20 protein-coding genes and 1 CRISPR repeat array are annotated in these 25,197 nt (G+C 40.5%); of the genes, 16 read left to right on the top strand and 4 right to left on the bottom strand.

Annotation, left to right across the window (positions count from 1 at the left end):
* The first annotated feature begins 98 nt into the window (after positions 1-98).
* The 3 genes from FNW02_RS11390 to FNW02_RS11380 all read left to right on the top strand — a co-directional run bounded on the left by FNW02_RS11390 (position 99) and on the right by FNW02_RS11380 (position 2,606).
* Positions 99-1,133 carry a CobW family GTP-binding protein gene (locus FNW02_RS11390; protein ID WP_191757661.1) on the top strand — a complete coding sequence of 345 codons (1,035 nt, stop codon included), beginning with the start codon at positions 99-101 and terminating at the stop codon, positions 1,131-1,133.
* Positions 1,134-1,239: 106 nt separating this feature from the next.
* Complete coding sequence (gene folE / locus FNW02_RS11385) at positions 1,240-1,890, top strand: GTP cyclohydrolase I FolE (RefSeq protein ID WP_191757660.1); 651 nt, start codon at positions 1,240-1,242, stop codon at positions 1,888-1,890.
* Between the two features lie 365 nt (positions 1,891-2,255).
* Positions 2,256-2,606 carry a hypothetical protein gene (locus FNW02_RS11380; protein WP_191757659.1) on the top strand — a complete coding sequence of 117 codons (351 nt, stop codon included), beginning with the start codon at positions 2,256-2,258 and terminating at the stop codon, positions 2,604-2,606.
* 108 nt (positions 2,607-2,714) lie between these two features.
* Here FNW02_RS11380 and FNW02_RS11375 read toward each other — a convergent pair whose 3' ends face one another.
* Positions 2,715-3,263: a pentapeptide repeat-containing protein gene (locus FNW02_RS11375; protein ID WP_191757658.1), complete on the bottom strand. Its 549-nt coding sequence runs from the start codon at positions 3,261-3,263 to the stop codon at positions 2,715-2,717.
* Between the two features lie 690 nt (positions 3,264-3,953).
* Here FNW02_RS11375 and FNW02_RS11370 point away from each other — a divergent pair.
* The 3 genes from FNW02_RS11370 (at position 3,954) to FNW02_RS11360 (ending at position 5,401) form a co-directional block, all read left to right on the top strand.
* Positions 3,954-4,271, top strand: a complete 318-nt coding sequence (locus FNW02_RS11370) for a hypothetical protein (protein WP_191757657.1) — start codon at positions 3,954-3,956, stop codon at positions 4,269-4,271.
* Positions 4,268-4,630: an aspartyl protease gene (locus tag FNW02_RS11365; RefSeq protein ID WP_191757656.1), complete on the top strand. Its 363-nt coding sequence runs from the start codon at positions 4,268-4,270 to the stop codon at positions 4,628-4,630. The genes FNW02_RS11370 and FNW02_RS11365 overlap by 4 nt, the downstream gene beginning before the upstream one ends.
* Positions 4,631-4,786: 156 nt before the next feature.
* Positions 4,787-5,401, top strand: a complete 615-nt coding sequence (locus tag FNW02_RS11360) for a hypothetical protein (protein ID WP_191757655.1) — start codon at positions 4,787-4,789, stop codon at positions 5,399-5,401.
* A gap of 68 nt (positions 5,402-5,469) precedes the next feature.
* Here FNW02_RS11360 and FNW02_RS11355 read toward each other — a convergent pair whose 3' ends face one another.
* Positions 5,470-6,426, bottom strand: a complete 957-nt coding sequence (locus tag FNW02_RS11355; protein ID WP_191757654.1) for a GDSL-type esterase/lipase family protein — start codon at positions 6,424-6,426, stop codon at positions 5,470-5,472.
* Between the two features lie 300 nt (positions 6,427-6,726).
* Here FNW02_RS11355 and FNW02_RS11350 point away from each other — a divergent pair, with 300 nt between their 5' ends.
* From FNW02_RS11350 to FNW02_RS11340, 3 genes are all read left to right on the top strand, one after another.
* Positions 6,727-6,867, top strand: coding sequence for a hypothetical protein (locus tag FNW02_RS11350; RefSeq protein ID WP_041565237.1), 141 nt, complete (start codon positions 6,727-6,729; stop codon positions 6,865-6,867).
* Positions 6,868-7,091: 224 nt separating this feature from the next.
* The gene (locus FNW02_RS11345; protein ID WP_191757653.1) at positions 7,092-9,983 is read left to right on the top strand and encodes a glycerol-3-phosphate acyltransferase; all 2,892 of its coding nucleotides are present in this window, start codon (positions 7,092-7,094) and stop codon (positions 9,981-9,983) included.
* The gene (locus tag FNW02_RS11340; protein WP_191757652.1) at positions 9,980-10,354 is read left to right on the top strand and encodes a cupin domain-containing protein; all 375 of its coding nucleotides are present in this window, start codon (positions 9,980-9,982) and stop codon (positions 10,352-10,354) included. Before FNW02_RS11345 ends, FNW02_RS11340 begins: the two co-directional genes overlap by 4 nt.
* 749 nt (positions 10,355-11,103) lie before the next feature.
* Here the strand turns inward: FNW02_RS11340 and FNW02_RS11335 are convergent.
* Positions 11,104-12,306 carry a helix-turn-helix transcriptional regulator gene (locus tag FNW02_RS11335; protein WP_191757651.1) on the bottom strand — a complete coding sequence of 401 codons (1,203 nt, stop codon included), beginning with the start codon at positions 12,304-12,306 and terminating at the stop codon, positions 11,104-11,106.
* 185 nt (positions 12,307-12,491) lie between these two features.
* Between FNW02_RS11335 and csx18 the strand changes: the two genes are divergently transcribed.
* The 3 genes from csx18 to cas2 all read left to right on the top strand — a co-directional run bounded on the left by csx18 (position 12,492) and on the right by cas2 (position 14,376).
* Positions 12,492-12,761 carry a CRISPR-associated protein Csx18 gene (gene csx18, locus FNW02_RS11330; RefSeq protein ID WP_191757650.1) on the top strand — a complete coding sequence of 90 codons (270 nt, stop codon included), beginning with the start codon at positions 12,492-12,494 and terminating at the stop codon, positions 12,759-12,761.
* 334 nt (positions 12,762-13,095) lie between these two features.
* Positions 13,096-14,088 (top strand): CRISPR-associated endonuclease Cas1, encoded by a 993-nt coding sequence (gene cas1, locus FNW02_RS11325; protein ID WP_191757649.1) that lies wholly within the window; start codon positions 13,096-13,098, stop codon positions 14,086-14,088.
* A 6-nt stretch (positions 14,089-14,094) separates the two neighbouring features.
* Positions 14,095-14,376, top strand: a complete 282-nt coding sequence (cas2, locus tag FNW02_RS11320; protein WP_191757648.1) for a CRISPR-associated endonuclease Cas2 — start codon at positions 14,095-14,097, stop codon at positions 14,374-14,376.
* A 184-nt stretch (positions 14,377-14,560) separates the two neighbouring features.
* Positions 14,561-18,549: direct repeats of the CRISPR family, unit length 36 nt; unit sequence GTCTCCACTCGCTGGAGAAACTAATTGAATGGAAAC.
* A 315-nt stretch (positions 18,550-18,864) separates the two neighbouring features.
* On the opposite strand, the gene FNW02_RS11315 is transcribed toward cas2, so the two are convergent.
* Positions 18,865-19,119 carry a hypothetical protein gene (locus tag FNW02_RS11315; RefSeq protein WP_191757647.1) on the bottom strand — a complete coding sequence of 85 codons (255 nt, stop codon included), beginning with the start codon at positions 19,117-19,119 and terminating at the stop codon, positions 18,865-18,867.
* Between the two features lie 716 nt (positions 19,120-19,835).
* Here FNW02_RS11315 and cas10 point away from each other — a divergent pair.
* Genes cas10 through cmr4 form a run of 4 tightly spaced genes read left to right on the top strand, consistent with a single transcriptional unit; the run spans position 19,836 to position 25,197 of the window.
* The gene (gene cas10 / locus FNW02_RS11310) at positions 19,836-22,817 is read left to right on the top strand and encodes a type III-B CRISPR-associated protein Cas10/Cmr2 (protein ID WP_191757646.1); all 2,982 of its coding nucleotides are present in this window, start codon (positions 19,836-19,838) and stop codon (positions 22,815-22,817) included.
* Positions 22,818-22,823: 6 nt separating this feature from the next.
* Positions 22,824-23,225, top strand: a complete 402-nt coding sequence (locus FNW02_RS11305; RefSeq protein ID WP_225225585.1) for a four helix bundle protein — start codon at positions 22,824-22,826, stop codon at positions 23,223-23,225.
* Positions 23,226-23,275: 50 nt separating this feature from the next.
* Complete coding sequence (locus FNW02_RS11300) at positions 23,276-24,412, top strand: type III-B CRISPR module-associated Cmr3 family protein (RefSeq protein ID WP_191757645.1); 1,137 nt, start codon at positions 23,276-23,278, stop codon at positions 24,410-24,412.
* A gap of 2 nt (positions 24,413-24,414) precedes the next feature.
* Complete coding sequence (cmr4, locus tag FNW02_RS11295) at positions 24,415-25,197, top strand: type III-B CRISPR module RAMP protein Cmr4 (protein ID WP_191757644.1); 783 nt, start codon at positions 24,415-24,417, stop codon at positions 25,195-25,197.

The following is a 25,197-nucleotide window of genomic DNA, read 5'->3' as shown; positions in this document are numbered from 1 at the left end:
ATTGGAGAGATTTTTTGGGATATTGAGCGATAATTCCGCTGGAGATTTTCCTTTTCTGACAAGTTTTTATCTTTAATAACTCCACAGGAGGATAGCACATGAACACTTTCAAAGAATCAGCTACTAATACTATTCTTGATATTCCTAAAAAGGGAATGCCTGTTACTATCATTACTGGATTTTTAGGTAGTGGTAAAACCACACTGCTTAATCAAATTCTCAAGAACAAACAAGATTTAAAAGTGGCAGTACTAGTTAATGAGTTTGGTGATATCAACATTGATAGCCAATTACTAGTTTCTGTAGATAAAGATATGGTAGAACTCAGCAATGGCTGTATTTGTTGTACGATAAACGATGGGCTAGTTGATGCTGTTTATCGCGTTTTAGAAAGAGAAGACCGCATTGACTATTTAGTTATCGAAACCACGGGTATTGCTGACCCTTTGCCAATTATCTTAACGTTTTTGGGCACAGAATTGAGAGATTTTACTAACCTCGATTCTATCCTCACCTTAGTAGATTCTGAGGTTTTTAATGCAGAACATTTCCAGAGCGAAGCAGCTTTAAAACAGATAACTTATGCAGATATTGTTCTCCTAAATAAAGTTGACCTCGTTAGCTCAGATAAACTCAAAGAATTAGAAACTTACATTCACGAAATGAAGGCGGGAGCGAAAATTCTACATACTCAATATGGACAGGTTTCGTTACCATTAATTTTGGATGTGGAGTTGACTTCTACAGCTGAATATACTTCTCTTGCTCAAGAAGACAACCATGAGCATCACCATGATCATGAACATGAGCATCATCATCACCATCATGAACATCACTCACATCATTTAGACAATGATGGATTTGTTTCGGTTTCTTTTCAAAGCGATCGCCCTTTTGATATCCACAAGTTTGAGGAATTTCTTACTGGACAAATGCCACAAGGTGTGTTCCGCGCTAAAGGTATTCTTTGGTTTAGTGATAGCGACTTACGCCATATCTTTCAACTCAGTGGCCCTCGTTACAACTTACACGCTGATAACTGGCATTCTTTGCCTAAAAATCAGCTAGTTTTCATTGGACGAAACTTAGAAACGAGTGAAATTTACTATCAGCTTCATCAATGTTTAGTATAATGAAGAAGTGTAAAGATATGTTACACTCAGTTACTAGTTAGCGGTCAATGGCAACCGATATCTGACTACAGACTAATTTGTCAAACATTTCTACAAGACTCAAAAAATGACTTTATCGATTCGTCCCGATCTAACTTCTGCTGATCAAATACTGTCATCTTTAGCAACTCAGCAACAGCAAACTGTAACAGAAGCAGAAATGATGCAAGCTGTGCGTACTCTGTTGATTGGATTAGGAGAAGATCCAGACCGTGAAGGACTAAAAGATACTCCCAAAAGGGTGATGAAAGCATTGCAGTTTCTCACCAAGGGATATCATGAATCTTTGAATGAACTGCTAAATGGAGCAGTATTCACAGAAGATGCCAATGAGATGGTGTTGGTTCGGGATATCGATATTTTTAGTTCCTGTGAGCATCATATTCTACCGATAATTGGTCGCGCTCATGTTGCCTACATTCCCAATGGCAAAGTGATAGGATTATCTAAAATTGCCCGTATTTGCGAAATGTATGCACGACGCTTACAAGTGCAAGAACGTTTGACGGTGCAAATTGCTGATGCATTGCAAGGGTTACTCAAACCTCAAGGGGTAGCAGTTGTAGTAGAAGCCACTCACATGTGTATGGTGATGCGTGGTGTTCAAAAACCCGGTTCTTGGACAGTAACTAGTGCGATGCGCGGTGTTTTTGCAGAAGATGGCAAGACTCGTGAGGAATTTATGAATTTGGTAAGGCACAATTCTAATTTTCGTTAAATAGCCTCGGTTGAGTTAAATATATATTTAGCGAGTGCTGTAGGTGTAGAGATGGGATTCCTGTCTCTACATTATTTTAAATATTTGTATGTAGCGAGAAATCGCTCACTACGAACAAAAAAAGTTATTTTTTTAATTCTGTTATTTTAAAAGCAACTCCAGCTTCATCTGAAACAACAAGAGGTGCATCAGACTAAGAATCTTGCTAAAAGCGATCGCATCTACAATAAACTGCAAACACCCGGTATCTCGTTAATTGACCAACTTGATACTACAACTCGTTGGTATTCCTGATGGACATCTACTTGAATTGTAAGTTTTAATCAGATATTCTGAGCAATCAAGATTATTTTCTAAGGAAACCAATGAACAAATTTATACTAAGCTTGCTTTCTTCTCCAGTCCTAATTAGCTCCATTCTTTCTATGGGAGTAATGCTTAATCAAGCACAAGCTACAGAGCCAGAAGCCAAAACTACAGACCGCCTATCTTGCATACGCAATTACCATAAAGTTGGTTTTGTATGTGCTAGGGCTTCCGTATTGGCTGAAATTCCTAACTATCAGCCGGAAGTAGAGTCTTCCCAAGATGAGGTTCCTATGCTAAAGTTTAACGTTGAAGAGAGCGAAATGGCAGTCGTTTTATTTAACTGTGACTGTCCTCGTTGTATCAATTCTTTACGTCAGATGCGCGGCTCGACACCTTTAGTTTATTAGTATTTCACCAGCGACTACAAAGCAATATCTACAAACATTCGTGAGGGCACAACAGATGTTGTGCCCTTAACGCGTGTCTACTCAAACGAAAACTACTATCTAGGAAGATTAGCAACCGCCAGCCCAAGTTACCCATTTATGAGATAAACCTATATGCAAAACTCCCCCAATCATCTCTTGTTCAGTGATGATTGCCCCTGTTAAATCTGCACCAAAAAGGTCTGCTTCATTAATATTGCTGCCAATTAAATTTGCCTTTTTGAGATTGGCATGACTTAAATCTGCCCCACTCATTTCCGCCTCGCTAAGGTTTGCACCAAGCAAGTTTGCCAAAGCTAAATTTGCACTTCGTAAATCTGCACGACTCAAGTTAGTTTCTTGCAGATTTCCCCTAATTAAGTCTGCACCAATCAAGTTTACTTCACTCAAGTTTGCACCACTTAAGTTGGCTCCGCTAAGTTCTGCATCAGTCAGATTTGCCCGACTAAAGTTACATCTACTCAAGTTGGCTTGAGAAAGGTCAGCACCACTCAAGTCAGCTTCAGCTAAATTTGCACCACTCAAGTCAGTTTCAGTCAGGTTTACTTGATGCAAATTTGCTTTATTGAAATTCCGTTCTCCTGCTGCATATAGATTTAGGAGCTTATTAGCGTCCATATTGTCACCTCGTAATGTCTGTAGGTAAATAAATCTAGTGAATTAACACTACCCACACACCAAAGACGATTTGTTGAGTTACCAGCAATCGGAATTTAGCTAAAACTTGTAATCTTATTGTCCTATATATTTTGACTATTTGAACATTTACTTAATGGAAATATACTTGCTACCTTGCTAATAAGTAATTAGTATATTTTTCGCATTTCTACTTGACTGGGAATAATTACTTAACTACTACCAGGAAATTAATTAAGTAAAAATTGATTTAGTAAATCAATTAATATTATTAAGATAAAATAGATGTGACAAGTTGTAAATTTAATAATTGTGAGCGTTATCGCAGCTAGAAAATATGTTGATAAATTAGAATTTGTTGCTGATAGCATTCGTGTTGGCTGTTGACGGTTGACAGTTAACCGTCAGCGGTTAATGAACCTCATGAGTGACTGTACAATTTGAAAGCGTAATAGCTTACTGAGTTATGTGTTTACTGTTCCGGCCCAGTTAACGTAATTATTAAAATTTTAGCTGAGGCTAACATCTAAAAAATCAAAATCTGGACTATTTGATATTAGTTATTAAAACAGATAATTTCATTCCATACTTGCGATCGCCAGTCATACAGATTCAATAAACACCACCAACTTTAATGGTATATTTGATTAAGAGTTTCATCAGTTAAAAGCTATGACACAACTTAATTCTCATCAAAAGCCTCGTCGAGGAAGATTATTTCCAGAACTTACTATCTCGCCTGAAGAACAAGCCAAGCGCCAAGCCGAATTAGAAGCATTTCAGCAGCGAGGTCGTGTAATTTTTGAGAAACTTCGCCCACAGTTAATCGAGAAGCACTATAACTGGTTTATATACATTGAGCCAGATAGTGGAGACTATTTCATTGCTTCAGATAGCATGGTGGCTGTACAGCAAGCACTTGAAAAATATCCGCAGCGTCGATTTGCAACTTTCCGGCTAAATGAGACTGGGGTCTGTGGTCGGATATGATCCAAGGTGAGTTTGATGAAATTGGTCAGTTATTTTTTGACATTGAGTTGATTGCTGCTGATGGTGATAAATTACCAGTAACAGCATTACTTGATACAGGCTCGACAGAGTGGCTGGCAATTAATAACCAGGATTTAGAAGCTCTTGAGTGGCTTAATGTTGGAACAAGAGACGTGGTAACTGGAAAGGGTGAAATCACTTTTAATACTTACTTAGGAAAAGTAGTATTAGATGCACAAGAGTTTACTATTGAAGTCGTTGCTGGGTCTGAATTCAGGGAAATTATATTAGGCTTGCCTTGGCTAAGAACTCGGCGGCTTTTGGTGGATTTTCCAGCAGGAGTATTGACTTTAGGATAGAGGCGATCGCACTTTTCAATGCTTATTAAAAATTATTATTTATAGCATCAAGTTCTATAACCTGGTTAAGTTTGGCAGACTTTGGATAGATATAAACGTTAAAATTTATTAAAAGTATAGAAAAGTCAAAATAATAGTTAAATTCAGAGTGCCCTCATGACCGCTGATTTGAATACGGCTACACCTGATTTTATAAGCACGCTATCCCAGGCTGCGGCTGCGTATCGAGAACACAGAGGTACACGCCCTAGTGCTGAAATATTAGTAAATGCGTTATTGCAAGCAGAAAAAGCAGCCAAGCAACAACGGTTGACTTATTCGTTTGAGTCTCTTTTGGGTAAATGGCGACTTTGCTTTGCTACTGGTACTAAGAAAGTTAGAAAGCGGGGGGGAATTGTATTAGGTAAAGGTTTGTATGTACCCAAATTGGCAGCAATCTATATTTTCTTTAGTGCCATAGAACAAAATTTAGGTAAAGGCGAAATTGCTAATCAAGTCCAATTAGGCTCAGTGTTGTTGAAGCTCACAGGGCCAGTGCAATATTTAGGTAAGAAAAATTTATTGGCATTTGATTTTAACCAGATGATTATTAGTCTGTTTGGTCGTGTGGTGTACAACAAGCAGATTCGTTCTGGTAAAGTTCAATCTGAGGATTTCTATAATCAGCCTATAGCTGAGCTACCCTTCTTCGCCTTCTTTTTAGTAACAGAAGATTTCATTGCAGCTCGTGGCCGTGGGGGAGGGTTAGCACTTTGGATTAGAGAAACTTGAAGATACTCCCCAATCGGTAATCGCTGCGTTCTGCCATTCACTTTCCCAATCTAATTTCAGTTCATCCACTAGGGAACATCCCCTAATAATTCCAAAAGCGATCGCTCCATAACTTTACTCACAAGCTGATTACCTTGCAAGTTGAGGTGAATATGATCGTGATACAAGCTTTGTGGGTTGGTAGTTGAGTTAAATATTGGCAGAAAATCTATATAAGTAATTTGCTGTGCTTGAGTAAAATCACTGAGACGCTGACGTGCTTGAATTTCGTAATCACGCGAACCTGGTTCGCCAAGTTCTCGGAGTAAGGGAGTCATAACTAGGAGAAATTTACTGTTGCTTTGACGAGTCAAAGCTTGAATTTTACTTATTGCCTCTAAATTAAAACCAACGCGATCGCCTGGTTCATCATTCACTGCTTTCATTTCAGGAATTGGCTTTTGTGTGAAGACATAACGCCGTAATACTTCCACCAATGCCAAAGCAGGTTTACTATCTGGATAGTTGCGATCGCGTCCCACTGGTAAAGAAGTAGGAGCAGTAGCAAACAAATCATCAGTGTTAATTAATAACACCACCGCCTGCGCGTTAAAATTGCTAAACTTCTCTAAATAAGCTAATTCGTTTCTTGGGCCCCAAGAATTGGCTGAAGCATTAAGCACTTCTACTACCTGGTAATTTTGATCGATTGCTGATGATAAAGAACGCATCATCAAGCTAGATATTGTATTAGCTTGATCTGTCCACCAGCCACCATTAGCGATTGAGTCCCCTAAGAGTAGAACTCGCAGTGTAGAGGGTGCAAGTATCTTTTGGATTGGCGCACCTCGCATAGAATACTGATTAATCTCAATGCGATTACCAAAGCGCCGGGTACGCTGGCTAGGAGCTAACAAATAACCAATTTCCGCATCGCCAATATAAATTAGCGGATTACCAAAGCCAAAGAGCGATCGCAATCCGATCTCTATCACCACAAAAAATCCCACAACTACTGCCAAAATTATGCTTAGCACCACTTTCACCTTAAAATTTTGGAAATATCGCAAAAATCAAAGTAATAAATTATACTATTATTTGTTTTTTGACTTGGCTGGCAAACAATAAACGCTATTAAGTGAAATTACGCTAAACTATCAATGCATCGACCACACACATGTATAAATAAACGAACTACGTCTATAGGAGTAAGTAATTTTGGGGATGGAAAAGTTGCAAACTTTAAACAAAATAGAATTAGGAATTTAACGTGATCCGCAAATAGAAGGACTACAATCAAAACGGACAAATGCTTCACGCTGTGACGAAGGAGGAATTATCAAGCTATGTCCGACTTAAATCGCGGAATTATGAAATTTGAGGGTGCAGATTCACCAAAAGTAGTCACTATTTCTACTGTGTTGCTTTTGGGGTCGATCGCCGCTCTGATCATTTGGGCGCTGCAAGCCGCCTATGCGCTAAACTAAAATCATCAGTAGCTTAGAAAAGGGACATTGGTGAAAACGGTTTCCGTCGTAGCCAAGTGTCCAACTTCTAACTAATAAATAAAAGCCCCTGACAACCATCAAAATTTCATAAAAACTTTAGATATGAGATTTGAGATTTTAGATGGAAAATTTAAATCCGTCTTGAAAAGTTTGCTAGGTCGGGAAACCCTCTTTACGACTTTTCGCAAAATCCAAAATCCACAATGTTTGACCTTTGGGGCGCTTTAGTTATTTTAATTGCCTGTCCCCTCTTGGGCGGATTACCACTAATTGGGTGGATCACCTCCGCCCTGACGCAGAAGCAATTATCGCAAATTGGTACAGGAAATGTTAGTGTCTCCGCTGCGTTTTACCACGGTGGCACATTCGTAGGTATTCTGGCAGTTTTGTCAGAAGCTTTAAAAGGAATTGCAGCAGTATTGCTTAGTCGTGCTTTCTTCCCAGTGGGATCGCCTTGGGAATTAATTGCCCTCATAGCCCTGGTAATCGGTAGGTACTGGATGGGCAAAGGGGCGGGCACGACAAATGTTGTTTGGGGATTTCTGATACACGATCCACTTGTGTCAGGATTTACACTTTTTTTTGCAGCCATCAGCTTTTTAATCCTGCGCTCAAGACAGATAGTGAAATTTGGGGTTTTGATTTTATTGCCCCTATTTGTGACATTTTTGCACGTTGGTGATATCCCCAGAATGATGGCTGTTACCGCCCTGGCTGGGTTACTGGGCTGGATTTATACAAGAATTCCCGATGACATGAACCTCTCAGCCCAAGAGGCACAAACAGAGTCGCAACCGATGTTGGAATTTTTGCGCGGCGATCGCGCTATTCTCTCTCTAGACGATGAGCTAGATGCTGCCATAGTTGGAGAAAAGGCAGCCACACTATCTCAAATTAAGCGCTGGGGCTACCCCGTACCTAAAGGGTGGGTACTTGGGCCAAGTGATGATCCCGCGTCAACAGAATTTCTCCAGCCATCAGAACTATCACCCTTGGTGGTGCGTTCCTCTGCCATTGGCGAAGATTCAGAACAAGCCTCCGCCGCCGGTCAGTATGAAACGGTTTTGAATGTTACCAGCCAGCAGGAGTTACAAGAAGCGATCGCTCAAGTTCAAGCTTCCTACAACCATCCATCTGCTGTGCAATATCGACGCGATCGCGGCTCAAATGATACAGCAATGGCGGTGCTGATTCAACAACAAGTCCAGAGCGTCTATTCGGGAGTAGCTTTCAGCCGCGATCCCATTACTCAGCAAGGTGATGCGATCGTCATTGAAGCCCTTCCAGGTAGCCCAACACAAGTTGTCTCCGGTAAAGTCACACCAGAACAATATCGCGCTTTTGTTGTTGAGACAGAAAATTTTTCCTCTGTCCAATTAGAGGGACAAGGACGAATCCCACAAGCATTAATCAAGCAAGTAGCATATTTAACCCGCCGCCTCGAAAAGCGCTATCACGGCATTCCCCAAGATATCGAGTGGAGTTATGACGGACAAACATTATGGGTTCTGCAAGCTCGACCGATTACCACCTTACTACCCATCTGGACGCGTAAAATCGCCGCTGAAGTGATTCCTGGCGTGATTCACCCCTTAACTTGGTCGATTAATCGTCCATTAACTTGTGGAGTTTGGGGAGAAATTTTTACTTTAGTTTTAGGCGATCGCGCCCTTGGCTTAGATTTTAACCAGACAGCAACTCTGCATTACTCTAGAGCTTACTTTAACGCATCTTTCCTAGGGGAGATTTTTCGGCGCATGGGATTGCCGCCGGAAAGTCTGGAGTTCTTAACTAGAGGAGCTAAAATGAGTAAGCCGTCCTTAGAGTCAACCTGGGAGAATTTACCAGGACTGACGAGATTGCTAAGGCGGGAATTAAACTTAGACCAGGACTTTAAGCAGGATTATCACAAAAGATTTATTCCAGAATTGTCGCAACTGGCGCAAGAAGATATAGATGCTTTAGATGCATCCAAGCTGTTAGCTAGAATTGACCTCATCTTAGAGTTGCTGCATCGTGGGACATACTACAGCATTCTGGCTCCCTTGAGTGCGGCATTAAGACAGGCGATTTTTCGCGTCAAAGATGGGAAAATTGACAACAGCGTTTCCCCAGAAGTGGGAGCATTGCGATCGCTGAGTGCTTTAGCCGCAGATGCGAAACAGATATTAGTTAAGTTTGAGCCAGGTAAAGTATTTGAAGAGTTGGCGCAAACCCCAGAGGGACAGAAGATTCTGCAACAATTTGACGAGTTACTTCAGGATTATGGCTATTTAAGTGAAGTGGGAACTGATATTTCCGTTCCGACTTGGCGAGAGAATCCCCAACCAGTCAAGCAGATGTTTGTGCAGTTGATGCAGGGAAATGAACCACAAACTGGCGCTGTTGACCAAATTAATCTAGTTTTACCAAAAAAGCAAAAGCGCTCTTTTGTACAGCGACGTGTGGATCTTAAAGGGCGAGTCACCGAAATTTATTCGCGGCTATTAGCTGAATTGCGTTGGAGTTTTGTAGCCTTAGAGAAAATTTGGTTAAAATCAGGTTTGCTCAAGGAAACCGGGGATATCTTTTTTCTCGAATTTGATGAAGTGCGCCGTTTAATTGCGGGTTCCGATTCCAAGTTGATTGATAAATTAGCTAAGTTAGTGGAATCTAGGCGATCGCAATTCGTCCAAGATAGCGAGTTTAATCAAATACCGCTTTTAGTCTACGGCAATACACCACCTCACCCCTTAGCTCCTTCGGCTATTTACTCTGACCAAATTTTACAAGGTATTCCCGCCAGTCACGGACAAGCTGAAGGGCGAGTGAAGGTGTTGCGAAATTTACAAGATATACCGGAGATAGATCGAGAGACGATTTTAGTAGTTCCTTACACAGACTCCGGCTGGGCCCCCTTCTTAGTAAGGGCTGGAGGCTTAATCGCTGAAGCTGGTGGACGACTTTCTCACGGGGCGATCGTTGCTCGTGAGTATGGGATTCCCGCTGTCATGGATGTTCGCGGTGCTACATGGCTACTACAAGATGGTCAACGAGTACGGATTGATGGCTCTAGGGGTATTGTGGAACTATCCAACGATTTAAGACCGGAATGATTAGTACTTCCCTCAAAGACTTACCAGAAGAGTCTGTTTCCCATAATCCCGAAATCAAGAAAAAAGTAATGTTGAGGTTTGGCGATTTACCTTACTTGACTAACTTTTCTCAAGCACGTTTTGCACCTGGACAGAGCGCACCAGGACACGCGCATCAGGATATGTGTGAGGTTTTCTTTGTGGAAGCTGGTTCAGGCGTAATTTCTATTGACGGTAAAGAAAACCCCTTGCTTCCAGGAACCTGTGTAGCGGTAGAGCTGGGGGAAGTTCACGAAATAGTTAACACTGGCTCAACTGAGCTTGTTCTGACTTACTTTGGTTTGCAGGTAGAAGCGGAAAACAGAGAAAAATCATCCACTCGCATCGAATGAAACTCAAACCCAAAATCACATTGCTAAATCACCTGGCGTTGCTGATTAATGAGATGAATTTGTTTCGCGCAAACGCGAGCTAGTGCGTTGCGGGATACATATAGATTTCTCGTAGGGGCACGGCATTGCCCATAAGTGTCAACTTCAGCTCAAACACTCAATTTCCCGTCGTTTCAGATCCCCCAACCCCCTTCAAAAGGAGGCATTCGATTCTAATTCCCCCCTTGGAAAGGGGGGTTAGGGGGGATCTCAAATCTAGGTGGTACATCGAAAAACTTTGAAATGCTTATCAGACTAAGCTTTCACGTTAAGTTGACACGTATGGGCATTGCCGTGCCCCTACCAACGGATCTGTATCATTTTTAAAGTTAAATGGTACAAGAGGATGTCTGAAAACTTTTTGGTGTTGTATTCGAGACTTGTAGATCCCCCTAAATCCCCCTTAAAAAGGGGGACTTTGATTCCGTTTCCCTCCTTTTTAAGGGGTTTCAATTCTGGCAATGTATCTGGCACTTTGCTTGGCTCTAGGGGGACTTTGATTCCGTTTCCCTCCTTTTTAAGGGGTTTTAATTCTGGCAATGTATCTGGCACTTTGCTTGGCTCTAGGGGGACTTTGATTCCGTTTCCCCCCTTTTTAAGGGGGGCTAGGGGGGATCAATAAGTGCCTAATATCACAGCCGACCACTTTTCAAACAACCTCTAAGATGTTAAGTTTTTAAATTTTATACTTCAATTCAGCAATGCCGGATTTAAGTATCTTGAAGAGGAGTTGCATATTGAGATAGTAAAGCATCAGCGGCTTGGTGATGTTTTTCTACCAAGTGAGGCGGGGAAATAACTTGTGCCTTGTGCATATAGCGATAAATCCAGAGACTAAACTCATCAATAGAGCGAGGTGGCAGGGTAATTAGATAATCTAGATAACTAGGATTACCAGTAGTTTCGTTTTTTGAACCAAGGATAATTTTCTGCTTGGGGTGACGTAGTTCCCCCTCTTGAATAAAAGCTGTGACTGGAGGAAAAAAACGCACTTTTACTGTTAAAAATTCTAACTGTTCTTGTAGTTCTAGTTGCTGCTCTGGAGGTTCACCTAAATACAAACCCCAGCCATTTTCTAGTAGTTGATAAGCTTTGTTGAGGCTATTTTTTTGTGCTTCTAGACCTCTACCTTGTCCATTATTTAATAGTTTGCAGTAATTTTTAAAGCGGTTTAGCCGTCCAATTGCTAAATGCCCATTTTCGTAGTTTTCATAAAGCAGATACCAAGCAATATCATGATAAATTAACTGCAAAGGAACTATTTGTAAGAGTCCAATACGATTATTACCATAGAGGTCACTAGCACGAGAAATTTCTATCGCCTGTCCTTGACTAATGGCTGTTTCTAGGACTGGTAACTGGTGAAATAGTGTATTACGGTTCTCTCCCTGTGCAGCCATCTCTTCGGGATCTGTATAAACTATAGCGCGGTTGAGATGCTGTCTAACAGGGTAAAAAAATTTACCTTGTAGTTCCATATCTAATCCCCGCAGTCTTTTGCTAAGTATTTCGCAAATTCGCCTTAACTGCGGATCTCCTTGAAATTTGGCCTGGGATGCCAAGGCATTAAAAGCTACTTTTAATTCTGTCTGAGACATAGCACCAGTACCTAGGTAATATCCCCAACGATACATTCGGCGTTCTAAGATGCCATAGCGACGCAAAGTTTTTAAGTCTTTTCGCAGGGTGGCGATCGCAGGATAATCCTCTGGTAATTCTATTTTACACTCGACAGCTAACTGTTGTAGGGATAGTCGTACTTGAGTAAGTGAATCGTGTTGTTTGTCATAATTGACGTTGATTAAATCGGGACTACCTATACCTGGATTCTTCAACAAAGTTGCAATTAGCAACATCAGACGTTCAAAGGATAGGTGTTCTGCGTATGGGTGAGATATAGATTTTTTAGGCATAAGAAATTAGAAAATATTAATAGTCCGAGTAATAAACTAGCGTAATGTCTTTATCTACAGTAGTTATAGCCTGATTTTAATTTTAAAATAAATTATTTTCTTTTACTGGCTTCTTGCTTACTTAAGAGATATCGTAGTTAGTAATGATACGGTATTTTTCATTAATATAAGTCATATTTATAACTATGTATATTTCTCGTCGTGGTGCTAAATTACGTAATGCTCTGGTATCGGTTTTTAATGGAAGCGTTACTCTCGTGATTTTGCTAATTGCTCCTTTGGGTTTAATGGCAGTAATTATCAATACTTTATTAGTGACTTTCGCTACTTATGTTGTTTCCAGCGTTGCAGATAGGGTGATTACGGCGCTGAAACCTGGACAGAACGCAGAGTTAACAGGTTCGTCTATGCAAAAAAATCGTCAAAAATCTGCTCTCCAACGATGGTGGCGGTAATACCGATTCAATTAATGATTGCAACAAATCCTTTGGTAGAGACGTTGCGTAGAGTAGAGACGTTGCAATGCAACGTCTCCAGGACTTACGCACTCAGATCCCCCAACCCCCTTAAAAAGGGGGCTTTAGAAGTTCCCCCCTTTTTAAGGGGCTCCTAAACATCCTTTAGTTGTTAAAGATAATTGCACTTAAAAAGGGGGCTTTAGAAGTTCCCCCCTTTTTAAGGGGGGCTAGGGGGGATCTAGGTTTCAGGATTCAGTGCGTAAGTTCTAGTCTCTACATGGTCTATCTGTTTTTAAATTGGTATAACAACAAATTCATAATTTGTAATTCCATGCGGACTCTATATGTTTCTCAGCAAAATTGTTATGTATGTTTGCAGCAGGAGACTTTGCTTGTTAAGCAAGGAGAGACTATTTACGGTGAGGTGCAGTTACCTTTATTGGAACAAGTTCTGATTTTTGGTAAGTCGCAAGTTAGCACCCAAGCAATTCGTGCTTGTTTATGGCGAGATATTCCCATTACCTATTTGTCGCGTATGGGTTTCTGCTATGGCAGGATTTTACCCATCGCTAGAGGATATCGCCAATTATCTCGTTATCAGCAGCAATTGTCACCTGTAGAAAAGTTAATCTCTGCTCGTGCGATTGTGCAGGCAAAGTTAAAAAATAGTCGGGTATTGATGCGACGACAGCGAAAAAGGCTTGAGTCTCAGGTTATAGAAAATGTCTTGCAAAGTCTTGATTATTTAGCTAACCAAGCGGTGGGGGCTGATTCTGTTGAAAGATTGATTGGGTTTGAAGGTGCTGGTGCTGCACAGTATTTTTCTGCTTTTGCTGAATGTTTGACTAATACAGATTTTGTGTTTACTGCACGTACCCGTCGTCCTCCAGGAAATCCTGTGAATGCAATGTTGAGTTTTGGGTATCAGGTTCTCTGGAACCATTTATTGGCATTAATTGAACTTCAAGGACTTGACCCTTATTATGCTTGTTTGCACCAAGCACATGATAGTCATGCGGCGCTAGCTTCTGATTTAATTGAAGAATTTCGCGCCCCAATTGTAGATTCTTTAGTATTGTGGCTAGTGAATAGTAAGGTGGTAAATTCCCAAAAGGATTTTGATTACCGTGATGGAGGATGTTATTTAAATGATTCTGGACGGCGGAAGTATCTTCAAGCTTTTTTACAAAGGATGGAAGAAGAAATTCAAACTGATTCTGGAGAGAAACAACCGAAATGGGATTTGTTGACGCAGCAGGTTAAGGCGTATAAGCGGTTTGTCTATAACCCTAGCTTCCTTTATCAGCCTTACCAGATTCGCTAAGTTTATATGTTTTTGTACGTGGTGGCTTATGATATTCCTTGTGATAAACGCCGCAAAAAAATATCGGATTTATTGGAAGGCTATGGTCAACGAGTTCAATATTCGGTGTTTGAATGTCGATTATCTAGTGATAAATATAAAGAACTGCGTCGCCGGCTTCAGAAAATAGTCAAGTTGGCTGAAGATAGTCTGCGGTTTTACCCTCTGTCACGTCATACTTTAGAACAGGTGGAATGTTGGGGTATAGGGCCACCTGTTACAGAACTCCCAGGTTCGCTAATTATTTAGGTGGTTGCGAGGGGGTCTGGAAACCTCTGAAATGCTCATTCTATCATTTACCCCCTCGCCGTCCTGTTTTGTAAGGGTTTCAAGGATTTTTTTCACTTATGTTTTTGATTTTGCAGTCTCAATTTCTGACCCCCTTGCAAACCTCCTCTAGACTCCCTGTTAGATAAGGGTTTAAAATCAAGGGGTCTCCACTCGCTGGAGAAACTAATTGAATGGAAACCTCCTTTCTCGAAAAGGTCATGTTCGAGCGCAAAGTGGTCTCCACTCGCTGGAGAAACTAATTGAATGGAAACATTCAACCACTTTTAATAATTCCAAAACTAGCAACTTGTCTCCACTCGCTGGAGAAACTAATTGAATGGAAACTTAGTTTTCATTTACTACACTCTCTTAGTAATGATGTGTCTCCACTCGCTGGAGAAACTAATTGAATGGAAACCTTAGTTGAGCATCATTCAAATCTTGACTTTCGTCAGTCTCCACTCGCTGGAGAAACTAATTGAATGGAAACCTCCCGCCCGCCGCCGCCAGACCGCCGACCCTACCGCTCGGTCTCCACTCGCTGGAGAAACTAATTGAATGGAAACTACCCCGTTTTGCAGGTATTGATTGCTGCGGTCATTTGAGTGTCTCCACTCGCTGGAGAAACTAATTGAATGGAAACTTCTTGTGGAATTGCACGATGTAACAACTTAGAGTTAAATTTGATGTCTCCACTCGCTGGAGAAACTAATTGAATGGAAACGGCACATCCTTAGATTTTTGATATCTTACTATATCCGTCTCCACTCGCTGGAGAAACTAATTGAATGGAAACTTAAAATTAGCTAATTCCCATTCCTGGCATTTTAAAACCTGAAGTCTCCACTCGCTGGAGAAACTAATTGAATGGAAACTTGAAGATGGATTAAAAGGAACCATGGTTGTGTACAGTCTCCACTCGCTGGAGAAACTAATTGAATGGAAACCAGAAATACCTCGCCACTGGGCGCTTGCTTGACGGCTCTCCACTCGCTGGAGAAACTAATTGAATGGAAACATTTCCGAAGAAAGAACTGTTTTTAAATTTCACATAACAAGTCTCCACTTGCTGGAGAAACTAATTGAATGGAAACAATTCTGGTCTAGATTCGGCGGCTGCTTCAGGTATTATTAAAAGTCTCCACTCGCTGGAGAAACTAATTGAATGGAAACGAAGTATGATTTATCCACTGGAACTCCGTTTTGTGTGTCTCCACTCGCTGGAGAAACTAATTGAATGGAAACCATTGAACGCGCCCCTACGTTCCACCTGGGCAAAGTCTCCACTCGCTGGAGAAACTAATTGAATGGAAACCCAACGTGTTTCAAGCTGCACATCTTTTTTCAAACGTAGTCTCCACTCGCTGGAGAAACTAATTGAATGGAAACAATTCCCTGAGTGCTGCTGACCAAGCAAGGGCATCGAGAGTCTCCACTCGCTGGAGAAACTAATTGAATGGAAACGCTATAGCCGATGTACGATCGCCTCCTTTTGCTAGGGTCTCCACTCGCTGGAGAAACTAATTGAATGGAAACGTCACAGGTAGTACCGCTAGAGCAACGCTATGGTGTACAGGTCTCCACTCGCTGGAGAAACTAATTGAATGGAAACCAGTAATTCATTATTTGGCATTTATTTAATAGCTTAGTCTCCACTCGCTGGAGAAACTAATTGAATGGAAACAATTTTCCTTAAGTTGTTCGATGCTAATGTATTCAATAGTCTCCACTCGCTGGAGAAACTAATTGAATGGAAACTGTGGATATTGGTAAGCGCTAATTACTCTTGCCTTGTCTCCACTCGCTGGAGAAACTAATTGAATGGAAACATAAGTAAAGCACCACTGCAAACAGAGGACAAAAGGTCTCCACTCGCTGGAGAAACTAATTGAATGGAAACTACCTGCGCCTGGACTATAGCTACCATCACTAAAGTCCCGTCTCCACTCGCTGGAGAAACTAATTGAATGGAAACCTAACTTCCTTTGTTAAAACTCCTCTCCAAGGGTTGTGTCTCCACTCGCTGGAGAAACTAATTGAATGGAAACTCATTTGTTGAATGCTTGGCTGTGTTTCACGCACTGTCTCCACTCGCTGGAGAAACTAATTGAATGGAAACGTGGAGACGTATTCCTGTTTTAGACCAATCTTCGTCTACCCCGTCTCCACTCGCTGGAGAAACTAATTGAATGGAAACCCTAACTGGCAGCCCAAGCCTTCACCCGGCGCTAGTGTCTCCACTCGCTGGAGAAACTAATTGAATGGAAACTGTCCACGCTCGCTTCTCTTGGCTTACTGTCTCCACGAAGTCTCCACTCGCTGGAGAAACTAATTGAATGGAAACTAATATAAGTAGACATTTGATAGTTTACTTATTTAAGAAGTTTGTCTCCACTCGCTGGAGAAACTAATTGAATGGAAACTACATTAACTTATAAAGAGTAATTCAATTAAATTGCTTGATTAGGTCTCCACTCGCTGGAGAAACTAATTGAATGGAAACTCTGCCTGTCACTGGTATGATGTTGTTCGCTGGCAGTCGGCTTTTGGTCTCCACTCGCTGGAGAAACTAATTGAATGGAAACTAACCACAGTAATCCCTTCAATAACCTCAATAGTAGGTCTCCACTCGCTGGAGAAACTAATTGAATGGAAACTTAGCTAAACCAACCTTACTCACTTTTGAGGAGATTATATAAAGTCTCCACTCGCTGGAGAAACTAATTGAATGGAAACTTTGGTTGATAACTTGCTATCTCCTTCTTAATTCTAGTCTCCACTCGCTGGAGAAACTAATTGAATGGAAACTAGACAGAAGTTTTGTACATAGAGTCTAGAACAATCTTGCGTCTCCACTCGCTGGAGAAACTAATTGAATGGAAACACCAAGCACCCATTCTTTTGGTTGTTTCCAAGAATCAGATTGTCTCCACTCGCTGGAGAAACTAATTGAATGGAAACAAAACTTAAGCCAGCTTTCCCAATCCCCAGTATCCCTGTCTCCACTCGCTGGAGAAACTAATTGAATGGAAACTATTACCATTAAGATAACAACACTTTCGGGTATGCTGTCTCCACTCGCTGGAGAAACTAATTGAATGGAAACCTAATCCTTTGATTCCTTTTACAGAAGGTGTATTGTCTACGGTCTCCACTCGCTGGAGAAACTAATTGAATGGAAACTTCTAGCCTGCATGGGTCTGTTTAACATTTTGGTTCCTTTGTCTCCACTCGCTGGAGAAACTAATTGAATGGAAACAACACCACACCAGATGGATAAACCTCCTTATATTTGTGTCTCCACTCGCTGGAGAAACTAATTGAATGGAAACTTCACTAGTTAACCTTTAATCAGTTAGTAGTGAATCCCGTCTCCACTCGCTGGAGAAACTAATTGAATGGAAACTTACCCAACATCTTCTTGAAATGGGCTATTACCAAGTTAACGTCTCCACTCGCTGGAGAAACTAATTGAATGGAAACTCTTCACTTCTGCTACTCAGTCCACTGGTTCAGCTCCAGTAGTAGTCTCCACTCGCTGGAGAAACTAATTGAATGGAAACTCAGCTCTAAGTTTTCTTTTTTTAGCTCAGCTATTCTGGTCTCCACTCGCTGGAGAAACTAATTGAATGGAAACTCTACAAAGCTATCTTGAAATGCACCGACCCTTAGGTCTCCACTCGCTGGAGAAACTAATTGAATGGAAACTAGCCCTGTTAATAGTTACTGTCATTATACCAAAGCCCTGTCTCCACTCGCTGGAGAAACTAATTGAATGGAAACGACAGTTAAGTTTGGAGATTCTATTCCAAATGATGAAGGTCTCCACTCGCTGGAGAAACTAATTGAATGGAAACATAGTAGGGAACCTCTTCAGACTTTAAGAAACCGAGTGTCTCCACTCGCTGGAGAAACTAATTGAATGGAAACCAACTGTTTTAATACATGGTATATACTCTAAAGATTAAGGAGTCTCCACTCGCTGGAGAAACTAATTGAATGGAAACTTTTCTCCCATTCACTAGGAGAAATTATGTGACCTACCGTCTCCACTCGCTGGAGAAACTAATTGAATGGAAACACTTCATTATTCATGAAGCAATACTCTAAAGCTAAGTCTCCACTCGCTGGAGAAACTAATTGAATGGAAACCCGCCGTCGCCTCGAAAACCGCCCCATCCGAAGCTGTCTCCACTCGCTGGAGAAACGCGCCAATCGTAATCAATCTTAGGTTTTGGTTTCTTTTTCTTTTCTGGCTCGTTGTTTTGGGTCAATATCTCCTCCTCTAGAAGTTGCGGCTTTGGGCGTGATCGCTTGATACTTTGTATTGATTATACGTTACAAGTATTGTAATAGGCTATATATCCCTAAAAAACATTTAACCCGCCTGATGAGGGGCGGGTTTTTCTTTATTGAGTAAATTTAATAACTGAACGTGAGTTTGCCTGAGAGATTCGTTCTCCTCTCTCAGGCGGCCGATTCCCCCAATAGTTGTGCGTTCTCAATACCTACTTTCTTCTCGACTTCTTCTAGACGCTTAACAAACTCCGCTAAATTCTGCGGATTCGGGATGGACTCTTCCTTGTTCAAGTAATCTTCAATAAATTGTTTAAGAGCGCCCGTAACTGTCTTTCCCTCTTCTCCTAGTTTTTTGCTAAAAGCATCCTTGGTTTTGGGGTCTATCTCAATCGAGATAAAAGTCCTTTGTCTTTTGGTCGTCATAATAAATTTTTTAATACTACATACCTTTAATTTATTCTTGCCGAACGTGTATTGCAAGGTATTGAGTGTATTGTACCTTATAGTGCTTGACATTGTATCGCAAAATCAATACAGTAGATACAGAAAGCAAAAAGCGATCGCCAAGTTTTCTCAGGACATAGCGATCGCCTTTTAAACTAAAAGATCAGAACTTACGCACTCAGATCCCCCAACCCCCTTAAAAAGGGGGCTTTATAAATTCCCCCCTTTTGAAGGGGAGCCAGCGCGGTCTTCTCTACTTTGAGGCTGCGCCAAGGGGGTTTCCACGCCACTCTCCACAACGGAGGGAACCTCCGCAAGGGGGTGGCTCCCCATGAGCGACTGGCGTGGGCTAGGGGGGATCTAGGTTTCAGCCTTCAGTGCGTAAGTCCTAAAGATGTTCATTTTAGGTGCGCGACAGCTTACACCTGGTCTTTGAGTGACCATTTGCTGAAGAAAATATAAAGAACTTGCCCTTTATACAGGGCTTTTTTGTGACAACAAATACGTACAAATCATTAAACTTATCAAAATATAAATAAAAATATTTAAACAATTACAAACTAACTAGCTCAAAGCCTTATCAGGAGAGGATTCAGCCAAAAATTTTTACCAGACATCAATATTAAATTTTAATAGACAATCGCTAATATAAATTTATACAATCTAAAACACGCACTATCAAAGAAAACAAATCTGTGTCGGAATCATACTGGCAAGCAAAAATCTGGGGATTACTTCATGATTCAGTGTTAAAAGCGCTACACACTAATAGTGAATGTTCAGAAAATAGCTTCTGGCAGGAACTAGATGTTATGCAAAACTGGCGTGAAAATAGCTGGAATCCAGAGACATCTGGAGGCGGAGTATTAGAACATATCTACCAAGCTGACTATATTGCCTCAGCAAGCGATCGCGGTGCTATTGGTAGTGTTACTGACAGTATCAATTATGGTCAGGGCAATAACGGAGAAAAAGGGTTAGAAATATTTCACCTATTATCTGGGGCAAAACACGATTTTAAAATCAAGCAGCACTCAGAAATGCTGGCAGCAAACCCCAGAAATTACTTAACAGATAAGGAACAAAAGCTACTAAAAGCAATACCAGCAGAGTTGAGAACAGATATTAAAAATATTAAAGGTCTGTTTTGGTGGTTGTGGCGTTGTTTACCAGTAGCAACGTGTCGGGAATTTGATGATGAATCTTTAATGCTAATGCCGGCTGAAACCCGCCTACCAGATAGTTCCATTTGGAGTCATGGCAGTATTACGGCTGCTTTGGCTGGCGCTTTAGCAGGATATGACTTGACAAGTGCAGAGATAAAACATTGGCCAGTCAACAAAACTTTATCTCGTCCTTATCTAGCCAGTTTCACCTTTACACCCGTACAAGAACTCATTAAAGCCAGTCGCAAGATGCGAGACTTTTGGGCAGGTTCTTGGCTGTTGCATTATCTCTCAGCTAAAGTCTGTTGGCAACTTGCCCAGAAATACGGCCCCGATTGCTTTCTTTATCCCAGCCTTTACCAACAGCCATTAATTGACTATTGGCTATTAAAGGAATTTCCTGAGTTTGATAAATGGGTAGAAAAACCCGAAGCTAATTCACTTTTAACGGCGGGATTTCCTAATGTATTGGTGTTAGTGCTGCCAAAAGATAAAGTTAAAGCTGCTATGCAACGGGCTAAACAAATACTTTTAGAAGAATGGGCGCGAATTGGTGATTTTGTATTTGACGAATTAAAAACTGAACGTTATTGGATGCCAGATTTAACAAAAGAAAGCAAAACTTGGAAAGGTTGGCTACAGTCTCAGTGGCAGTTTTACTGGACAGCCTTACCCATAGGTAAAGAGGAAGAACCTCTAAAAAATGCGGCTATTCCTATAGAACAAGAAGTAGAATTTTTAGAGTGGTTAGATGCTCAAAATCAAGCTTATAACTTAACTAAAAAAAAGCAAAAACTGTTTCAAGATGATGAAATTACTTTTTTGCGAGAAGCATATCAACATCAACAATTTAGTGTCAATGTTGGTTCTTGGTGGGCATCGATTTTTGATGCTAATAGACATAGTTTGGCAGCAGTTAAAAATGCGCGTAATTGGGAATTACCCACAGCTTTTGGCCCCCGTTCTACAATTTCTGGCATTGGCCCAGTGGTGCATCCTGGTAATGATTGGATTACAGACGGTGAAACTAAAAAATATTGGGAACAACACGCAGGTTTATTTGATGGTAGAGAACAGTTAAATGCAACTGAGACGGTTAAGCGTGTTTTAGAAAAAGTTTTGCATAAATTATTGGATGTTCAAAATGAAGATGCGATCGCAGTTTCTTACCCAGATTTAACCGCAGGCGTGGCGGGATATCTCAAAGTGTATGAAAAAGATATTAACCATGAATTGCTATTTGAAGATGCTTGTCAAGCAATCATCCAAAAATTTACTTGGGCGAAGGATGTCATGAGAGAAATGCGTAACAAATGGGGTATTCCTTGGATAGATAAAGATAATCTACCCCAAAGGTTCCATCCACGCTTACTAAATTCTGGCTGGTTAGTAGAAGATGCTGATACTCCAGAACTAAAAGAATTACAAGATAAATTAAAAATAGCCAATGAACAGGATAAAGAAGTAATCCGCAAAGATATTTCTGATTTAAAAAAAAGTTATCGCCAAGACATTCAAAAAATTATTGATAGCTTTTATCCTGGTAATAATCCTGCTGATTGGTATGTATTGGCTGCGGGTGATGGCGATGGGATGAGTGAATGGTTACAGGGGATAAAATTAAAAGAATATCAACATTATATTCCCTCACAATTATCGGTATCGCTTGAAAGCTTTCAGAAGTTTTTAGAAGTTAAAAAACGGATGGGGCCATCAACACATAATGCTCTCAGTCGGGCTTTGCTAGATTTTTCTAATCAATTAGTACCTTATTTAACAGAACAGCGTTATGCTGGACGCTTGATTTATGGAGGAGGTGATGATGTTTTAGCCTATACCAATCTTTGGGAATGGGATAACTGGTTGTGGGATATTCGCCAATGTTTTCGAGGAGATGAAGATCCGCAAGCAGAATTTGATAGCAATGGCGATTATTGGACTGCTAAGGCTGATTTGCAGTCAAAGCAAGTAGCCAAAAGACCATTATTTACGATGGGGAAAAATGCAACTATTAGCTTTGGTATTGTAATTGTGCATCATTCCGTACCACTTGCGATCGCCCTAGAAAACCTCTGGTTAGCTGAAAAAAAGGCGAAGGAACACAAATCGGCTGACAATCAAGCCAAAGATGCAGTACAGGTGCGGGTGTTGTACGGCAATGGTAATAATTTACAAGCAACATCAAAGTTTTTAGTTTTTGATGAGTGGCGAAAACTTATCTCTACAAATGTAGTCGATAGCGCCATTTTTGAACAAGCCGCGACCCTTTGGAGTCAACACCCAGCACCGAGTCGAGAGGCTATTTTACCTTGGACAAAAGCATTTTGCGATCGCCGCGACCAATTTCAAGGTAATGAAACTCTCAAAAAGCAGTTTCAAAGTAATTTAGCTGATTTTCTCAAATCCTTGATTCTTACTACCCAAGAAAAAGACCTAGACAATGAAATTCAAAATTGGTTAAAACTTGCAGCTTTTATCAAACGTCACCGAAGAATTATGAATGATGAATGATGAATTATGAATGATGAAAGGCAAGAGGGAGTGATGAGTGAGGAAAATATAAAAACCTGGGATATTCGAGAGAGGTCTTTTGAATATGCGTTGAGAGCAATTAAATTATTTGAGTTTTTGCAGCAAGAAAAATATGGTGCGGGTTACATAATCGGAAAACAATATTTGCGTTCAGCTACTTCTATTGGTGCTAATATTCAAGAGGCTCAATCTGGTGAAAGTAAAGCTGATTTCATCCATAAATTTAGTATCGCTCAAAAGGAGGCAAGAGAAAGTTTATATTGGCTGCGTTTATTAGTTAAATCGGCAATTGTTTCTAGCGATCGCCTGACAAATTTGATTCAAGAAACACAAGAACTAATTGCCGTTATCACCAAAATCATTATCAACACCAAAAAAAACAAATAATAACAACCCATACCCCATTCATAATTCATAATTCATAATTCATCATTCCTATGTATTGGTATAAGCTCACACCATTAGATATATTAATGTTAAGAGATGCCAAACCATTTTCACCACAAGAAAGGGCTTGGGCAGGTAGCATATTTCCTCCCAATGGTCATACTATTGTTGGGGCATTGCGAGGATTATTACCAGAGAAGCAAGACTTTAATATTATTGGCCCGTTCCTCTGTTATGAAAACAAAGGAAATAATTTATATCTTCCCCGTCCATTAGGGTTTGTGAAATCCACACCTCTTGTTCCTTTAGCATGGGAAACTGAATCTCATTTACATAATGTTGTTTTACATGATGAGACTCAACCTTGTCCTTTAGTTAAACCTGTCAACTCATTAAGAGAAGACGAGGAAGATGAGTTTATCAAAGGTGACGGTTCAGAATCAAAATTTAGGCAATATCTGCCATATTCAGTTGTCAAAACATATCTACAAACAGGACAAATAGAACAGCAACATTGGATGGTTACAGATGGGAGTTACGAAAATCAACCTTGGACAATAGAGACGCGATCGCATAATGCCATTGAACAAGGAACAAGACAAGTTAAAGATGCTGATGGTTACTTTGTGGAAAATGGAATTCGTCTCTATCCTGGCTGGAGTTTAGCAGTTGGCATCGACGAAAACATTGATACACCAACAACTTTACGATTAGGAGGAGAAGGACACCGGATAATTTTGCAGCGTTGTGATGAATTAGGCGAACAGTGGGCAAGTTTACAACAACAATCAAAAGCTAACTTTGAACATGGCGGTAAATCTATAGCTTACTTAGTTACACCGGGTGCTTTTGAACGCAAAGATAAATTAGAAGGATCTATTTGTCGTGCTTATCCTTGGGAGTGGACATTAGCTCATACTGTTAACCGCAATCAAACACCAGGACATTTAGTTAGTATGGCAACAGAAAAACCAGTACTTATTAGCTGTCGTTTTCGAGAAAAAGCAGAAGCGAGTAAAAGTATTCCCGCGCCGCAAGTTTTTGCTGCACCTCCTGGTACTTTGTATTACCTCAATCAACCGCAAGTTTTGTTTCAAGATGATGAAAAAACCAAGGTAAATAAGTGGCGAAAACTTGGATATTCAGAATTACTGTGGATAAATTACAAATCAGAAGGCAATAATTAATCATGATTAATTACATTTATTTATATCTTCTTGCTCCGTTACATACAGGGGGTACAACTCAAGAAGGTAATTTGTTAGGAATTGCGCGGGAATCTCACACTAATTTACCATACATACCTTCAAGTACAATTCGTGGTAAAGTTCGGTCAACTGTCACAGATAAAGATAAACAATATCAACTATTTGGTAATGACTTAAAAGATGGTAAGCAACTTGAACAAGGTGATATTTGGATAGGCGATGCTTCAATTTTATGGCTACCCGTACCTTCTTTAAGTCATAGTGTAGTTTGGATTAGTTGTCCTATGCTACTACAACGTTGGCAACGTTTACAAGGTAGTAATTTAACTATACCTACCGAATATAGTTGTAACTTTGCTAATAGTAAAACTGCTGTTTACCTCAAAGATGCAATTATCAAAGCTGATAAATTACGCCCTTGGGATAAATGGGAGGAATTTATCCCAAAATCGTCATCAACAAGTTCTATAAATCGTTTATTAGTTTTACCAGATAAACACTACACTACATTAGTTCAAATGAGTTTATGGCGACAAGTAAAAATTAAACTCGATGAACACAAATCAGTAGACGGTGGTTTTCGTTATGAAGAAGCAATTCCCCCAGATACATTAATGTATTCACCTTGGGGAATCACATCTCAAGCTAATGGCACAGCCGAGAAATCATCTCAAGATTTTAAGGATTTATTAGCTGCGAATCAAATCTTACAAATTGGTGGACAAGAAAGTTTAGGACGTGGATTTGTCCAGCAGTGGATGTAA

It is taken from the genome of Komarekiella delphini-convector SJRDD-AB1, from assembly GCF_014831675.1.
Taxonomy (GTDB): Bacteria; Cyanobacteriota; Cyanobacteriia; order Cyanobacteriales; family Nostocaceae; genus Komarekiella.
This window is presented reverse-complemented; position numbering and strand designations above follow the sequence as displayed.

Bases quoted from the DNA above. Each gene is read 5' to 3' on its own strand.
- FNW02_RS11335 (WP_191757651.1), bottom strand. From the start codon at position 12,306: ATGCCTAAAAAATCTATATCTCACCCATACGCAGAACACCTATCCTTT.
- FNW02_RS11340 (WP_191757652.1), top strand. From the start codon at position 9,980: ATGATTAGTACTTCCCTCAAAGACTTACCAGAAGAGTCTGTTTCCCAT.
- FNW02_RS11365 (WP_191757656.1), top strand. From the start codon at position 4,268: ATGATCCAAGGTGAGTTTGATGAAATTGGTCAGTTATTTTTTGACATT.
- cmr4 (WP_191757644.1), top strand. From the start codon at position 24,415: ATGATTAATTACATTTATTTATATCTTCTTGCTCCGTTACATACAGGG.
- FNW02_RS11350 (WP_041565237.1), top strand. From the start codon at position 6,727: ATGTCCGACTTAAATCGCGGAATTATGAAATTTGAGGGTGCAGATTCA.
- FNW02_RS11380 (WP_191757659.1), top strand. From the start codon at position 2,256: ATGAACAAATTTATACTAAGCTTGCTTTCTTCTCCAGTCCTAATTAGC.
- FNW02_RS11345 (WP_191757653.1), top strand. From the start codon at position 7,092: ATGTTTGACCTTTGGGGCGCTTTAGTTATTTTAATTGCCTGTCCCCTC.
- FNW02_RS11375 (WP_191757658.1), bottom strand. From the start codon at position 3,263: ATGGACGCTAATAAGCTCCTAAATCTATATGCAGCAGGAGAACGGAAT.
- cas2 (WP_191757648.1), top strand. From the start codon at position 14,095: ATGTTTTTGTACGTGGTGGCTTATGATATTCCTTGTGATAAACGCCGC.
- FNW02_RS11305 (WP_225225585.1), top strand. From the start codon at position 22,824: ATGAATGATGAAAGGCAAGAGGGAGTGATGAGTGAGGAAAATATAAAA.
- folE (WP_191757660.1), top strand. From the start codon at position 1,240: ATGACTTTATCGATTCGTCCCGATCTAACTTCTGCTGATCAAATACTG.
- cas1 (WP_191757649.1), top strand. From the start codon at position 13,096: ATGCGGACTCTATATGTTTCTCAGCAAAATTGTTATGTATGTTTGCAG.
- FNW02_RS11315 (WP_191757647.1), bottom strand. From the start codon at position 19,119: ATGACGACCAAAAGACAAAGGACTTTTATCTCGATTGAGATAGACCCC.
- FNW02_RS11390 (WP_191757661.1), top strand. From the start codon at position 99: ATGAACACTTTCAAAGAATCAGCTACTAATACTATTCTTGATATTCCT.
- FNW02_RS11360 (WP_191757655.1), top strand. From the start codon at position 4,787: ATGACCGCTGATTTGAATACGGCTACACCTGATTTTATAAGCACGCTA.
- FNW02_RS11300 (WP_191757645.1), top strand. From the start codon at position 23,276: ATGTATTGGTATAAGCTCACACCATTAGATATATTAATGTTAAGAGAT.
- FNW02_RS11370 (WP_191757657.1), top strand. From the start codon at position 3,954: ATGACACAACTTAATTCTCATCAAAAGCCTCGTCGAGGAAGATTATTT.
- csx18 (WP_191757650.1), top strand. From the start codon at position 12,492: ATGTATATTTCTCGTCGTGGTGCTAAATTACGTAATGCTCTGGTATCG.